Origin of the sequence: Streptomyces sp. NPDC048504, from assembly GCF_043200035.1 — a bacterium.
GTDB lineage: Bacteria > Actinomycetota > Actinomycetes > Streptomycetales > Streptomycetaceae > Streptomyces.
In genome coordinates, this window is record NZ_JBICXA010000007.1 from 150,055 (window position 1) to 163,545 (window position 13,491).

Genomic DNA, 13,491 nt, shown 5'->3' on the forward strand with positions numbered 1-13,491 from the left:
ACCTGGCAGGGACCGAGTCGGGCGCCGAACATGGGGGATGTGACGACGGAGATGGGGACGACACAGCGCCGCCGGCCCGAGCTGGCCGCGTTTCTGCGCAGCAGGCGCGCCAGGGTGACACCGCACGACGTCGGCATGCCGCCGGGCTTCCGACGGCGCACGCCGGGGCTGCGCCGCGAGGAGGTCGCCCAGCTCTCCGGCGTGGGCGTCACCTGGTACACGTGGCTCGAACAGGGGCGCCCGATCAACGCCTCCGCGCAGGTCCTGGACGCCGTGGCACGCACGCTCCGGCTCGACGCGCCGGAGCGGGAGCATCTGTACCACCTGGCCGAGGTGCCGTACGCGCATCCTCCGGAGGCGACCGTGCAGTCGGTGGGGCCTGAGATCCAGGGCATCCTCGACGCCCTGGAGCCGCGCCCGGCGGTGGTCTACAACTCGCGGTACGACATCCTCGCGACCAACTCCCCCTACCGGACGGTGTTCTGGCCGGAGCCGCTGCCGTCGGGCCCGATGCCGAACGTGTTGTGGAAGCTGTTCACGGTGCCGGAGGAGGAGTGTCCGCTGCTGTACCGGGATACGGAGCTGCCGGTGATGGTGGCGACGCTGCGCTCGGCCTACGGGGTGCATACCGGCGAGCCCGCCTGGGAGGAGTTCATACGCGGGCTGTCGGCGGCGAGTCCGCTCTTCGCGCGGCTGTGGAGGAGCGGGGACGTGGCGGAGCCGGGGCGGCGGGTGAAGACGTTCCGGCACGCAGAGGTGGGCGAGATGCGGATGACGTCGGTGTCGTTGTCGGTCAACGGCATGCCGGAGTGCCGGATCGTGGTCTACACCCCGGCCGACGAGGAGACTCGGCTCCGCGCGCAGGCGCTGACAACGACGAAAAGATCCCACCCCTGAAAGGGATGGGATCTCATCGATTCGATCGTGGACGACTCTCGATCCTTGACAACTCAAGAGTGTCGATCTGTGGAGCTAAGGAGAATTGAACTCCTGACCTCCTGCATGCCATGCAGGCGCTCTACCAACTGAGCTATAGCCCCGCGTGTTCTTCCCGCTCGGCGGGCGAACAAGAAGAACTTTAGCCTGCGACCTGCCGGAAAGTGAAATCCGGGGCCGGGGCCCTGGAGGGCCGCTCAGTCGTCGTCGCCGAGCACCGGTTCCGGGAGCGTGCCGGCGTTGTGTTCCAGCAGGCGCCAGCCGCGGGCGCCCTCGCCGAGCACGGACCAGCAGCAGTTGGAGAGGCCGCCGAGACTCTCCCAGTGCTGGGACTCCAGACCGAGGAGGCGCCCGATGGTGGTGCGGATCGTGCCGCCGTGGCTGACCACCACGAGGGTGCCGTCCTCGGGCAGCTTCTCGGCGTGCCGCAGCACGACGGGGGCGGCCCGGTCGGCGACCTCGGTCTCCAGCTCGCCGCCGCCGCGGCGCACCGGCTCACCGCGCTTCCACGCGGCGTACTCCTCGCCGTGGCGGGCGATGATCTCCTGATGCGTCAGCCCCTGCCAGACGCCCGCGTAGGTCTCCCGCAGGCCCTCGTCGTGGGTGACGTCGAGGTCGGTGAGGGCGGCCAGCTCGGCGGCCGTGTTCGCCGCCCGCTTCAGGTCGGAGGCCACGATCGCGTCCGGCTTGAGGGAGGCCAGCAGCCGGGCCGCGCGGCGGGCCTGGCCGATGCCCGTCTCGGTGAGCTCGACGTCCGTGGTGCCCTGGAAGCGGCGCTCCACGTTCCACGCGGTCTGGCCGTGCCGCCACAGGATGACGCGTCGGCCCCGGCCCGCCTTGCGGCCGTCCGCGCCGGCGCTCACCGGACCTCCCCGAACTCGGAGGCGTCCTCCTCGGCCTGCAGCTTGGCGTGCTCGGCAGCCTTGCCGCGGGTGGCCTTGGCCTCGGCGGGGAGGTCCAGCTCGGGGCAGTCCTTCCACAGCCGCTCCAGGGCGTAGAAGACACGCTCCTCGCTGTGCTGGACGTGGACGACGATGTCGACGTAGTCGAGCAGGATCCAGCGGGCGTCGCGGTCGCCCTCGCGGCGGACCGGCTTGACGCCGAGTTCCTTGTTGAGCCGCTCCTCGATCTCGTCGACGATCGACTTGACCTGACGGTCGTTGGGAGCGGAGGCCAGCAGGAAGGCATCCGTGATCGACAGCACATCGCTGACGTCGTAGGCGATGATGTCGTGCGCGAGCTTGTCGGCGGCCGCCTGGGCGGCGGCGGAGATGAGCTCGATGGAGCGGTCAGTGGCGGTCACTACGCGGCTTTCGGTCGGCGGTCAACAGACCTCAAGGGTCTCACGGACCGCGGACGGCACCCCACGTGAATGACGGATCATGCCCCGGACGCCGGTCGGGACACCGGCTCCGGCCTCCGGGGCATGCTCTCCGCCATCCGGCCACTACGCCGCCGTCATGATGACGACGACGGCTTGTAGTCCTCTCCGAGGACCACCGAGACATCCGCGTTCGCGGAGACTGTGCCCTTGGTCACGGTGCTGGTGGGCAGGCCCAGGGTCTTGGCGACCTCGGTGGCGTTCTCCTTGTCGGCCGCGTCGGAGTACGTGATCTTGGACGTGGCCGAGGTCCCGGACGCCGTGCCGGCCTCCAGGAAGGTGAAGCCGCCGTTGAGGAGGACGACGCGGGCCTTCTCGGTGTCGTCCTTGACGCCGGTGGCGTTCTGGACGGCGACCCGAACCGCCGAGCCCTCGTCGGGGCTCTTCGCGGTGCCGCCCAGGATGTCCTTGACGACACTGGCCGAGGCCTGCGCGGTCAGGGTGCCGTCGTTCTGGACGGGCAGCAGGGCCGTCTTGTAGTCGCCGCTCTTGGCGAGGTCGGCGAGCTTGGCGAGGAAGGTGCCGAGATCCTTGTCGGTGAGGGGCGGGTCGAGGATCTGGGCCAGTGTCTGCACGGTGGTGGTCGCCGCCGTCGGGTCGGAGGTCAGCTGGCGCAGCACGCCCTGCATGACCTGGCCGAACCGCTCCAGCTGGGCGTTCTGGGCTTCGCCGGAGGCGCGGTAGGTGGCGTAGGCGACGGCCATCTTGCCGCTGAGGGTCTGGTCCTTGCCCTTGTGGACGAGGGGCGCGGCGTTCTTCTTCGTCGCGTCCGGGTCGGGCACGTCGGCATTGGTGTCGAGGTCGATGTTGCCGACGAGGTCGACCAGGTTCTGCAGGTAGGGGGTGTCGAGGCGCCAGGTGCCCTCGATGTCGGTGCCGAGGACCGTGTTGAGCTGGTCGACGGTGCCGGAGGTGCCGTCGTCGTCGACCGACTTGGCCAGCGTCGTCGTGTTGCCGTCGTCGTCCGTGAGGGCGAGCGAGTTGGGCAGCAGCACGGTGGTGCCCTGCTTCAGGGTGGTGTTGTCGACGAGCAGCACCGAAGAGGTGCCGCCCTTCGCGGTGTTGTGCAGGTGGACGACGATCACGTCGCGGTTCTGGGCGCCCGCGGCCGTCGTGGTTCCGGACTTCGAGGATGACGAGGACACTCCGGGGAGCTTCCCGGCGTACCAGAGGTAGCCGACACCGCCGGACGCGACCAGCGCGAGGACCACGACGAGGGCGACCATGCGGCCGCGGGCGCGGCGCTTGGCCTCCTCGCGGCGCTCAGTGCGGTTCTCGGTGAAGTTCAGCCAGTCGATGACGTCCTCGGAGTCGTCGGTCGGCTCCTCCACGAAGGCGAACTGCTCGGTGCGGTAGTCCCGTTCACCCGCCTCCGGGGTCTTCGGGGCTTCCGTGTCCTCGGCCGGGCCGCCCTGCTGCGGGATGTAGGCGGTCTGCTCGGCGACCCGGGGCTGCTGTCCGCTGGTCGCGGTCTGCCCGTAGGGGTCGTAGGCCGTCGTCGTCCCGGTGGCGTACGGGTCGTAGCCGGACCGGGGCGCCTGCCGGCCCGTGTCGTAAGGGGCGGTGGGCTGTTGAGAACCGGTGTCGTAGGACGACGGGGTCTGCGGCTGGGTGCCCGTGTCGTACGGGGGCTGCTGCTGGCTGCCGGTCGCGTACGGGTCGTAGGCGTAGCCCTGTTGTTGCTGCTGCCCGTACGGGTCGTACGGCTGCTGCTGCGGGGGCTGTTGGGTCTGCTGGGCCGGGACCTGCCGGTAGACAGGCTGGTTGTACTCGTCGTAGCCGACGAGTTCGTACTGGTCGCCGCCGTACCCGGCGTCGTATCGGTCGTTCACCGGTGCCCCTCTCGGCTCACTCGCCGCGGTACAGCTCGCGCTTGTCGATATAGCGCACGACTCCGTCGGGCACCAGGTACCAGACGGGATCACCCTTCGCGACTCTCGCACGGCAGTCTGTTGAGGAGATGGCCAGCGCGGGAACCTCGATCAGCGAGACGCCGCCCTCCGGGAGGCCCGGGTCGGTCAGCGTGTGGCCGGGGCGGGTGACCCCGATGAAGTGCGCGAGGGAGAACAGCTCCTCCGCGTCCCGCCAGGTCAGGATCGCGCCGAGGGCGTCGGCGCCGGTGATGAAGAAGAGGTCCGCGTCGGGGTTGAGCGCGCGCAGGTCGCGCAGGGTGTCCGTGGTGTAGGTGGGGCCACCGCGGTCGATGTCGATACGGCTCACCGAGAACTGGGGGTTCTCGGCGGTCGCGATGACCGTCATCAGGTAGCGGTCCTCGGCCAGGGCGACCTTGCGGTCGGTCTTCTGCCACGGCTGACCGGTCGGGACGAAGATCACCTCGTCCAGGTGGAACTGCGCGGCGACCTCACTGGCCGCCACGAGGTGCCCGTGGTGGATCGGGTCGAACGTTCCGCCCATGACGCCGAGACGGCGCTTGCCGGGGTTCGACGGGCCGTTGTTGCGCGGGCCGTTCGCCATTCGGATCTCCGTGCCGCGCGTCGTGTCGTTCGCCGGACCGGTAGGCATGTCCTGCTCTCCCATGCGTGCAGACCCTACCGGCCCGGTGTGAAGGCCCCGAGACCCGTCCGGCGGACAGAAGGGACAGACCCTAGCGGTCGCGGTTGAAGCGGGTGGTGATCCACAGCAGGAGCATCAGGACGATGAACGCGCCGCCACCGGTGATGATCGGCTGGAGGCTCTCGTGGTTGCCCCCGCCCTCCCCCTCGGCGGCAAGAGTGACCAACTGGGCAGCAGTGCCGTGGATGCTCATCTTCAGCAGAACCTATCCGGTGTGGGCGGGATAAAGATGTCGGCCCATGGTAAGCGGGCGCCCCCGCGACGATCACGCCGACTCCGCCATTGGAAGCCGACGGCAGCCGACCTGGACGCGGCAGGGAACTCGACGGGCGCCTCAGTCGTCCTTCTGTTTGTACCCGCGCAGCAGGAACCACGCGGTCAGGATGCAGCCGAAGAACATGACGATCAGTACGACCTTGAGCAGGTCCCCCGATCCTTGCCGGGGGGCGGCGTTCGCGGCCTCTGCGAGCCAGGCGGCTGCGGAATGGGGCTCCATGCGTTGACTCCTTCGCTGTACTGCCCGTCCACGGTATCTCCGCCTAGGCTGGGCTCTGCTTCGGGGGCACTCAGGGCACACACACGCACTTGGGGGACCACATGTCCGAAGACGGCCACGAGCAGAACGGGCACGAGAACGTACCGAGCAGGCAGCGCAGGCGCTTCCCGGGGATCTCCTCGCGTGCGTACGAGCACCCGGCCGACCGCTCCGCCCTGGTGGCGCTGCGCAAGCTGACCGGGTTCGACACGGTGTTCAAGGCGCTCAGCGGGCTGCTGCCCGAGCGCAGTCTGCGGCTGCTGTTCCTGTCCGACTCGGTGCGCGTGTCGGACCAGCAGTTCGCGCACCTCAACGACATGCTGCGGGACGCCTGTTACATCCTGGACCTGGAGAAGGTCCCGCCGATGTACGTCACCCAGGACCCGCAGCCCAACGCGATGTGCATCGGCCTGGACGAGCCGATCATCGTCGTCACCACCGGCCTGGTCGAGCTGCTCGACGAGGAGGAGATGCGGGCGGTCGTCGGCCACGAGGTGGGCCACGCGCTGTCCGGCCACTCCGTGTACCGCACGATCCTGCTGTTCCTGACCAACCTGGCCCTGAAGGTCGCCTGGATCCCGCTGGGCAACCTCGCGATCCTGGCGATCGTGACGGCGCTGCGCGAGTGGTTCCGCAAGTCGGAGCTGTCCGCCGACCGCGCGGGTCTGCTGGTCGGCCAGGACCTGCGGGCCTCGATGCGCGGCCTGATGAAGATCGCTGGCGGCAACCACCTGCACGAGATGAACGTGGACGCGTTCCTCAAGCAGGCCGAGGAGTTCGAGTCGGGCGGCGACCTGCGCGACTCGGTGCTGAAGATCCTGAACGTGCTGCCCCGCTCCCACCCGTTCACCACCGTGCGGGCGGCCGAGCTGAAGAAGTGGGCCGAGTCCCGCGACTACCAGCGGATCATGGACGGCCACTACCCGCGGCGCAGCGAGGACAAGGACACCTCGGTCACGGACTCGTTCCGCGAGTCGGCGGCGAGCTACGCGAGCAACGTCAAGAACTCCAAGGACCCGCTGATGAAGCTGGTCAGCGACTTCGCCGGCGGCGCGGGCGATCTCGGCGGCCGGGTGCGGCGCGGCTTCGGCGGCTTCGCGAGCTCCACCCCGCAGGACGAGCCGCCGTCGGGTTCGGCCAACGGCACGGAGCAGCCGCCCACGGACACGGACGACACACCGCCGCGCGACTGAGGACCGGCCGAGCCTACGGACGGGGCCGGCCTCGCGACCGCGACGGTGCCGGCCCTCGCGGCGGGGGTCGACCTCGCCACGGGAAGGGCGGCCTCACGCCGGGGCCGGCCCCGCTCACGTGCACCCGCCGCGTCCGGCCCCTTCCGGGCACGGCCCCGGCGGGTGCGAAAAATCAGGAAACTCACACCTTCGGACTCCAGGAACCCGTACCCCCGGAACCCGGAAACCCGCACCCTCGGAGCGCGGGAAACTCACACATTCGGCTGTGCACTCGTCGCCAGCGTCCCGCACAGAGCCGTCGCGCTGCCCGTCGCGTACGGGTCCGTGCCGGCCGGGCCGCCCGCCTTGGCGGTCTGGCCGGCGAGCAGGGGACGCAGATGGGTCACGGAGTCCTCGGCGCAGGACAGAGGCCCGGCCTGGACATAGGAGACGACGATCTGGGCCTGGTGCATGCGCAGGTCGTCGCGGTCGAAGCGGAAGTGCAGTTCGCGGCGGACGGTGAACAGGGACACCTGGGCCTGGTCGCCGGAGCCGGCCGAGGCCGTCGAGCCGGTGGGCCGCAGCGCGTAGACGAAGGTTCCGTCGGCGGTGACTTCGAGGGTGGACGAGTCGATCTCGGTGGCCGCCAGGGTGCCCTGGACGCGGATCTTGCGGTCGGCCAGTTGGACGCGTGAGGGGTCGAAGCGAACCAGCCATCCGGTGGGCTCGTGCCGGCCGTCGGCGGTCGGGTGCTCGAAACTCTGGTCGAACTGGTCGAGTTGGTCCGGGTCGACGAGGACGCGCGCGGGGCGGATCTGTCCGCCGGTGAGGACCGCCGGGTAGAGCGAGGACTCCACGATGTAGTCCTTGGCGGTGCTCAGGGCGGCGATGACCTGGCTGTCCGAGAAGTGCGCGGTGCGCCGCGCGGCCGGCAGCGGTACGCCCTCGGCGCCGACGCTGAACTGCGCGGCGGGGCTGTGCGCGTAGAGGTCCTCGGCGGCGGCCGCGCCCGGCACCGCGCCCTGGGGGGACAGCGGGATGACGGTCATCCGCAGCGGTTCGACGGGCTGCTGGGCTGTGGGGGTCGTGTAGGGGTGCCGTACGCCCATGTAGATCGCGGTGCCGAAGGCCACGGCGATCAGCATGACCAGGATCAGGGCCTGACGGGAGAGACCGCGGCGCAGGGCCGGGCGGCGGCGGACGGCGGGGGCGTGGTCGGCCAGGCGCTCCTGCGCGGAGAACTCCTGGAGGCGGGCAGCGCGGACGAACGACTCGTCGAAGACGACGGATCGGTACTCGTCCTCACCACCACCGGGAGCGCCCTCGGGCGTGCCCTCAGGTGGGTCTCCTGGACCGCCCATACTTTCAGAGTAGGTCTCTGGAGCCTCAGGTAAACGCCCTGGTACACGACAAGTTCTGACAGGTTCTCACCCAGGGTCTGTCCGGCGGACCCTGTCGCAGACGCGGGGCTCACCGGCGCTGATCAGGCACCGCCCATTTCCTGCGACCTGATCCGCCGGACAGGCCCTAGCCGCTCACAACTCGCTCAAGGCGTGCGCGGTACGGCGGACAGTGGTGGCTGGGAGTTGTCGGCGGATGCGGAGGGTGCCGCCGCCGTGCCCTGTTCCACGCCGGTGGAGGCCGGGGGCGGGACGCGGTCCCTGCCGCCCGAGGACGCGCCGCGGTAGACCGCCGAGAAAGCCAGGGCGACCATGCCGATGCCCATCACGAGGGCGAGCAGCCAGGCGACGGGGCGGTGCCAGCGGACCTGTTTGCCGTAGGTCCCCGGGGCGCCGTAGCGGCCCTCGACGAGATCGGCGTCGTCCAGGTCGTCGAGTTCCGGATCATGGCCGAATTCGCGTCCGTAGGCGTCCTCGAACGGATCGTCGTCGCCTCGTGCGCGTCTGCCGTGCTGGGCGCGACGGGCTTCGGCCTCGGAGGCCTCGGCTCTGGCCTGGGCAGCGGCAAGGAGGCGTTCGACGGCGGTCGGCTCGTGTACCACGGCCGCCCGTATGAAGGCCTCGTCGAAGACCACGGATGCGAACTCTTCGTCCGACATTCCGCGGTCGTGGTCGTCGTCGGGCTCCCAGCCGTCGGGAAACGGCCTGCCCCCCACGTCCTCCGGCACCTCTCCAGAGTAGACCTGGGGGGTCAATTTGGGCAGACGGTCGGGAAATTCATCCGTTGTGTGAGACGTCTCTCCCCCGACGAGGCGTTATGCCCGCCGCATATGCCGAACGGCAGGATCTCAGCGGCGGATGTGCCCGTCGCCCGTGACGATGTACTTGGTGCTCGTCAGCTCCGGCAGGCCCATCGGGCCCCGTGCGTGCAGCTTCTGGGTGGAGATCCCGATCTCGGCGCCGAAGCCGAACTGGCTGCCGTCCGTGAAGCGCGTGGAGGCGTTCACGGCGACGGTGGTGGAGTCGACCAGCTGGGTGAAGCGGCGGGCGGCCTGCTGGGAGCCGGTGACGATCGCCTCGGTGTGGCCGGAGCTCCACAGCCGGATGTGCTGGACGGCCTTGTCGAGCGAGTCGACCACGGCGGCGGCGATGTCGTAGGAGAGGTACTCGGTGTCCCAGTCCTCCGGGGTGGCCTCGACGACCGTGGCCTCGGAGTCCTTGGCGTAGGCGAGCACGCGCTCGTCGGCGTGCACGGTGACGCCGGCCTCGGCGAGGGCGTCCAGGGCGCGCGGCAGGAACTCGGGGGCGATGTCCTGGTGGACGAGGAGGGTCTCGGCGGCGTTGCAGACGCTGGGCCGCTGGGCCTTGGAGTTGATCAGGATGTCGATCGCCATGTCGAGGTCGGCGTCGGCGTCGACGTAGACGTGGCAGTTGCCGACGCCGGTCTCGATCACGGGGACGGTCGACTCGCTGACGACGGTCTGGATCAGGGAGGCGCCGCCGCGCGGGATGAGCACGTCGACGAGGCCCCGGGCGCGCATCAGTTCGCGGACGCTCTCGCGGTTCTCGCCGGGCACCAACTGCACGGCGTCCGCGGGCAGTCCGGCGCCGCCGACGGCATCGCGGATGACGCGCACGAGGGCGGTGTTGGACTCGTAGGCGGAGGCGGAGCCGCGCAGGAGCACCGCGTTCCCGGACTTGAGGCACAAGGCAGCGGCGTCCACGGTCACGTTCGGGCGGGCCTCGTAGATGATGCCGACGACGCCGAGAGGGACGCGGACCTGGCGCAGGTCGATGCCGTTCGGGAGGGTCGAGCCGCGGACGACCTCGCCGACCGGGTCGGGCAGCGCGACGACGTCCCGTACGTCCGAGGCGATGGCCCGGACGCGCTCGGGCGTGAGCGTCAGCCGGTCGATGACCGTCTCGCTGGTGCCGGCCGCGCGGGCCTTGGCGATGTCCTTGGCGTTGGCCTCGACGATCTCGCTCGTCCGGACCTCCAGCGCGTCCGCGATGGCGAGCAGCGCGTCGTCCTTCTCGGCGCGCGGCAGCGGCGCGAGGTCGGCGGCGGCGGACTTGGCGCGGTACGCGGCCTGCGTGACCGGGGACAGGGAGTCGTACGGCGAGAGCGTGGTCATGAGGGAAGGGTAGTGCGCCCTGCGAGGGCGTCCACCGGCTATCCCAAACCGCGAGACAAGCACGGAAGGGCCCGAAGACGGCTCAAACCAGACGTCAGAACGGATGTACGCCGACCGGGGTCGCGGGCAGCGGGCCGTATCCCTCGGAGATGCGCTGGTGGTAGGTCTCGCGGTCGATGACCTCCAGGCCGACGATCTCCCACGGCGGCAGCTTCGCGGTCTGGCGGTGCTCGCCCCACAGGCGCAGCGCCACGGCGGCCGCGTCGTGCAGGTCGCGGGCCTCTTCCCAGTAGCGGATCTCCGCGTGGTCGTTGGCGTAGCGGCTGGTCAGCAGAAAGGGGTGGTCGTGGGCGAGCTGTTCCAGACCGCGCCGCACCTCCTTCAGCGGGGCCTCGCCGCCGGAGACGCTGAGGGTGACATGCCACAGCCGGGGCAGGTCCTTGGGTTCCTCGCCCTCGTACCGGGCGCCGGCCGCGACGCTCGTCAGCGTGCGCTCCTCGCCGGGCGCGCGGGAGGTGGTACCACCGCGGGACGCCGCCGCCCCAGGGCGCACTCGTCTCACGACGGCCTCCTTACGCAATGGTCGAGCTGCGGTGCTCGCGCGGATGTGTCCCTGAGCAAAGTTGAGCAGGCCGAAGGCGTCCGCGTGGCGCTTTTACGGAAGGTCCACCTCACGGCTGTCGCCTGGGGCGGGCGTTCCCGCTCTTTTCGACCGCGGGCCCTGGGCGGGTGCTTCAGTTGTTCTACGGGTGCAGGATCACCAGGTCGTCCCTGTGCACGACTTCCCTCTCGTACGACGGTCCCAGCTCCCGCGCCAGTTCCCTGGTGGAGCGGCCGATCAGCTGGGGGATCTCCTTGGCGTCGAAGTTGACGAGACCCCGGGCGACCGCGTGCCCTTCGCCGTCCCGGAGCTCGACGGGGTCGCCCGCGCTGAACTCGCCCTCGACGGCGGCGATTCCGGCCGGCAGCAGCGACATCCGGCGCTGGACGACCGCGCGCACGGCACCGTCGTCGAGCGTCAACGAGCCCTGCGGGGTGGACGCGTGCTGCAGCCAGAGCAAGCGGTCGGCGGACCGCTTCCCGGTGGCGTGGAAGTACGTCCCCGTGTCGCCACCGCTCAGCGCGTCGGTCGCGTGGACCGCGCTGGTCAGTACGACGGGGATGCCCGCGGCGGCGGCGATCCGCGCGGCCTCGACCTTGGTGACCATGCCGCCGGTGCCGACGCCGGCCTTGCCCGCGCTGCCGATCTCGACGTGCGCGAGGTCGGCGGGCCCCCGGACTTCCGCTATCCGCGAGGTGCCCGGCTTGCTCGGGTCGCCGTCGTAGACGCCGTCGATGTCGGAAAGGAGGACCAGCAGGTCGGCGTGGACGAGGTGGGCGACGAGGGCGGCGAGCCGGTCGTTGTCGCCGAAGCGGATCTCGTCCGTGGCGACAGTGTCGTTCTCGTTGACGATCGGGAGGGCGCCCATGGCGAGGAGTTTGTCGAGGGTGCGGGAGGCGTTGCGGTGGTGGGAGCGGCGGCTCATGTCGTCGGAGGTGAGCAGCACCTGTCCGACGCGGATGCCGTACCGGGCGAAGGAGGCGGTGTAGCGCGCCACGAGAAGCCCCTGCCCCACACTGGCGGCGGCCTGCTGCCGGGCCAGGTCCTTGGGGCGGCGGCGCAGTCCGAGCGGGGCGAGTCCGGCGGCGATGGCACCGGAGGAGACGAGGACGACCTCTTTCTCTCCCCCGCTGCGGCTCTTGGCGAGGACGTCCACGAGTGCGTCGACCCGGTCGGCGTCCAGGCCGCCGGCCGCGGTGGTCAGCGAGGAGGAACCCACCTTGACGACGATCCTGCGGGCCTCGGTCACGGCCTGCCTTGCCCCTGCCACGTGCGACGTCCCCTCGGGTAGATGCGGCTGGCAATCTACGCGAACCGGGTCTGCCTGTGCACGTTGGTCCAGGTCGCGGACAGATGGGTTGAGTTCCGGGTGCGGGTGCGTTGTGGCTGGTCGCGCAGTTCCCCGCGCCCCTTAAAAGCTCAGGCCGACCGGTGTCTTTTTAGGGGCGCGGGGCTGTGACATTAGCGGCTTCGCCGCGGGGCGCGACCAGCCCCCACCGGGCCGCACTATGAACTCAAGCGGCTCTCAACATCCGACGCGCTTTCCTTGTTACCCGGCGCAGAAAAACGCCCGCCGCGCCCTCCCGGTACCCCTCGACCTCGCGGGCCTCCCGGGGTTCGGCCAGGTAGAGGGAGTCGGGCAGGGCCGCCTCCGTGGAGCGGAAGTGGGGATACGCCAGGTAGACGCGGCGGCCACCCCTCTCCAAGACGGCGTCAGGGCGCTTCTTCGACTTGATGAACTCGACCACGTCCAGCAGGAGTTCGGGGCGTTCCTCGGCCACCAACTGCAAGCGCAGCCGTTCGTCGACCTTGAGGCGTACGGCCACCTCGGGCGTCCAGTGGGCCGCCATCAACGGCTTGGCCAACTCGAACTTCTGGCGTCGTACCCGCTCGCTGTCCCTCACGTACTTCGGGCCGAACTGCGGGAGCAGGGTGACCAGGAACGGGCGGACCATCAGCTTGTCGCGCTCCACGCCCGGTGGGACCATCTCCGCGATGAGATTCATCAACGCGCGCGCGGAGTCGAAGCGGAGGGTGTAACTCCCGCTCTTCGTCACGTGTTTACCGTCGTCGCGGCCCACCAGGTAGTAGCAGGTGTGGTCGGCGATGACGGAGACGCCGTCGGCCCGCAGATAGGCCTCCATCGTGAACAGCGCGTCCTCGCCGGTGAACAGCGACTCGTCGAACCGCATGCTGTGCCGCTCCAACAGCGCCCGCCGGAACAGCTTCTGCGCGCTCAGCGTGAACTTGATGTTGGAGTGGAAGACGTCGGTGCGCTCCAGCGTCTGAACCCAAGCCGCCTTCGGCGGGACCCTGTTGATGCCCTCGACCTTGCCGAGCACCACGTCCGTGCCGTTGCGGTCGGCCATCGCGACCATGCGCTCCAGCGCCTCCGGGGCGAGCCGGTCGTCGGCGTCGAGGAAGAAGACGTAGCGCCCGCTCGCCTTGCCGAGGCCGACGTTGCGCGGGGAGCTGGGGCCGCCGGAGTTCGCCTGGTGGATCACGGTGACGTGGGTCGCGGCGCGGGCCGCGAACTCCTCCAGGTACTCCCCCGTGCCGTCCGTCGAACCGTCGTCCACGGCGATGACCTCGATGCGGGCCGCGTCCAGCGTCTGCGCCTCGACCGAGCGCAGGCACTCGACCAGGTACGGCATCGCCTCGTACGCCCCGACGACCACGGTCACATCAGGCTGCGTCACGGTCACGCGCCCCCCTTTGTCCATTGAACCGCCATCTGGAAGACGGCCGACCCTGTGG

14 protein-coding genes and 1 tRNA gene are annotated in these 13,491 nt (G+C 70.1%); 2 read left to right on the forward strand and 13 right to left on the reverse strand.

Annotation, left to right across the window (positions count from 1 at the left end; translation table 11 throughout):
- The first annotated feature begins 30 nt into the window (after positions 1 to 30).
- Positions 31 to 897, forward strand: coding sequence for a helix-turn-helix transcriptional regulator (locus ACGFY9_RS19045; protein ID WP_393755483.1), 867 nt, complete (start codon positions 31 to 33; stop codon positions 895 to 897).
- 70 nt (positions 898 to 967) lie between these two features.
- Here ACGFY9_RS19045 and ACGFY9_RS19050 read toward each other — a convergent pair.
- From ACGFY9_RS19050 to ACGFY9_RS19080, 7 genes are all read right to left on the reverse strand, one after another.
- Positions 968 to 1,040: transfer RNA gene (locus tag ACGFY9_RS19050), tRNA-Ala, on the reverse strand.
- A gap of 93 nt (positions 1,041 to 1,133) precedes the next feature.
- A complete protein-coding gene (locus tag ACGFY9_RS19055) occupies positions 1,134 to 1,799 on the reverse strand; it encodes a histidine phosphatase family protein (RefSeq protein ID WP_393755485.1) in 666 nt (221 codons plus the stop codon).
- Positions 1,796 to 2,239 carry a ribosome silencing factor gene (rsfS, locus tag ACGFY9_RS19060; RefSeq protein WP_393755486.1) on the reverse strand — a complete coding sequence of 148 codons (444 nt, stop codon included), beginning with the start codon at positions 2,237 to 2,239 and terminating at the stop codon, positions 1,796 to 1,798. The genes ACGFY9_RS19055 and rsfS overlap by 4 nt, the downstream gene beginning before the upstream one ends.
- A 155-nt stretch (positions 2,240 to 2,394) precedes the next feature.
- Positions 2,395 to 4,149, reverse strand: a complete 1,755-nt coding sequence (locus ACGFY9_RS19065) for an LCP family protein (protein ID WP_393755488.1) — start codon at positions 4,147 to 4,149, stop codon at positions 2,395 to 2,397.
- 16 nt (positions 4,150 to 4,165) lie between these two features.
- Positions 4,166 to 4,855 (reverse strand): nicotinate-nucleotide adenylyltransferase, encoded by a 690-nt coding sequence (gene nadD, locus ACGFY9_RS19070; protein WP_026151393.1) that lies wholly within the window; start codon positions 4,853 to 4,855, stop codon positions 4,166 to 4,168.
- Positions 4,856 to 4,922: 67 nt separating this feature from the next.
- Complete coding sequence (locus tag ACGFY9_RS19075) at positions 4,923 to 5,084, reverse strand: hypothetical protein (RefSeq protein ID WP_033285922.1); 162 nt, start codon at positions 5,082 to 5,084, stop codon at positions 4,923 to 4,925.
- A 141-nt stretch (positions 5,085 to 5,225) separates the two neighbouring features.
- On the reverse strand, positions 5,226 to 5,387 hold the full coding sequence (locus ACGFY9_RS19080) for a hypothetical protein (protein ID WP_327404136.1): 162 nt from the start codon (positions 5,385 to 5,387) through the stop codon (positions 5,226 to 5,228).
- 101 nt (positions 5,388 to 5,488) lie between these two features.
- On the opposite strand from ACGFY9_RS19080, the gene ACGFY9_RS19085 reads away from it, so the two are divergent.
- Positions 5,489 to 6,619: a M48 family metallopeptidase gene (locus tag ACGFY9_RS19085; RefSeq protein ID WP_393755491.1), complete on the forward strand. Its 1,131-nt coding sequence runs from the start codon at positions 5,489 to 5,491 to the stop codon at positions 6,617 to 6,619.
- A 251-nt stretch (positions 6,620 to 6,870) separates the two neighbouring features.
- On the opposite strand, the gene ACGFY9_RS19090 is transcribed toward ACGFY9_RS19085, so the two are convergent.
- The 6 genes from ACGFY9_RS19090 to ACGFY9_RS19115 form a co-directional block, all read right to left on the reverse strand.
- Entirely contained in the window at positions 6,871 to 7,959 is a 1,089-nt protein-coding gene (locus ACGFY9_RS19090) for a hypothetical protein (RefSeq protein ID WP_393755493.1), read from the reverse strand.
- Positions 7,960 to 8,144: 185 nt separating this feature from the next.
- Positions 8,145 to 8,753 (reverse strand): hypothetical protein, encoded by a 609-nt coding sequence (locus ACGFY9_RS19095; protein ID WP_393755495.1) that lies wholly within the window; start codon positions 8,751 to 8,753, stop codon positions 8,145 to 8,147.
- A gap of 93 nt (positions 8,754 to 8,846) precedes the next feature.
- Entirely contained in the window at positions 8,847 to 10,133 is a 1,287-nt protein-coding gene (locus tag ACGFY9_RS19100) for a glutamate-5-semialdehyde dehydrogenase (protein ID WP_393755497.1), read from the reverse strand.
- A gap of 94 nt (positions 10,134 to 10,227) precedes the next feature.
- Positions 10,228 to 10,686 carry a hypothetical protein gene (locus ACGFY9_RS19105; RefSeq protein WP_033285916.1) on the reverse strand — a complete coding sequence of 153 codons (459 nt, stop codon included), beginning with the start codon at positions 10,684 to 10,686 and terminating at the stop codon, positions 10,228 to 10,230.
- A 190-nt stretch (positions 10,687 to 10,876) separates the two neighbouring features.
- Positions 10,877 to 11,983, reverse strand: a complete 1,107-nt coding sequence (proB, locus tag ACGFY9_RS19110; RefSeq protein WP_393755953.1) for a glutamate 5-kinase — start codon at positions 11,981 to 11,983, stop codon at positions 10,877 to 10,879.
- Positions 11,984 to 12,248: 265 nt separating this feature from the next.
- On the reverse strand, positions 12,249 to 13,439 hold the full coding sequence (locus ACGFY9_RS19115) for a glycosyltransferase family 2 protein (protein ID WP_393755499.1): 1,191 nt from the start codon (positions 13,437 to 13,439) through the stop codon (positions 12,249 to 12,251).
- Positions 13,440 to 13,491: the final 52 nt, after the last annotated feature.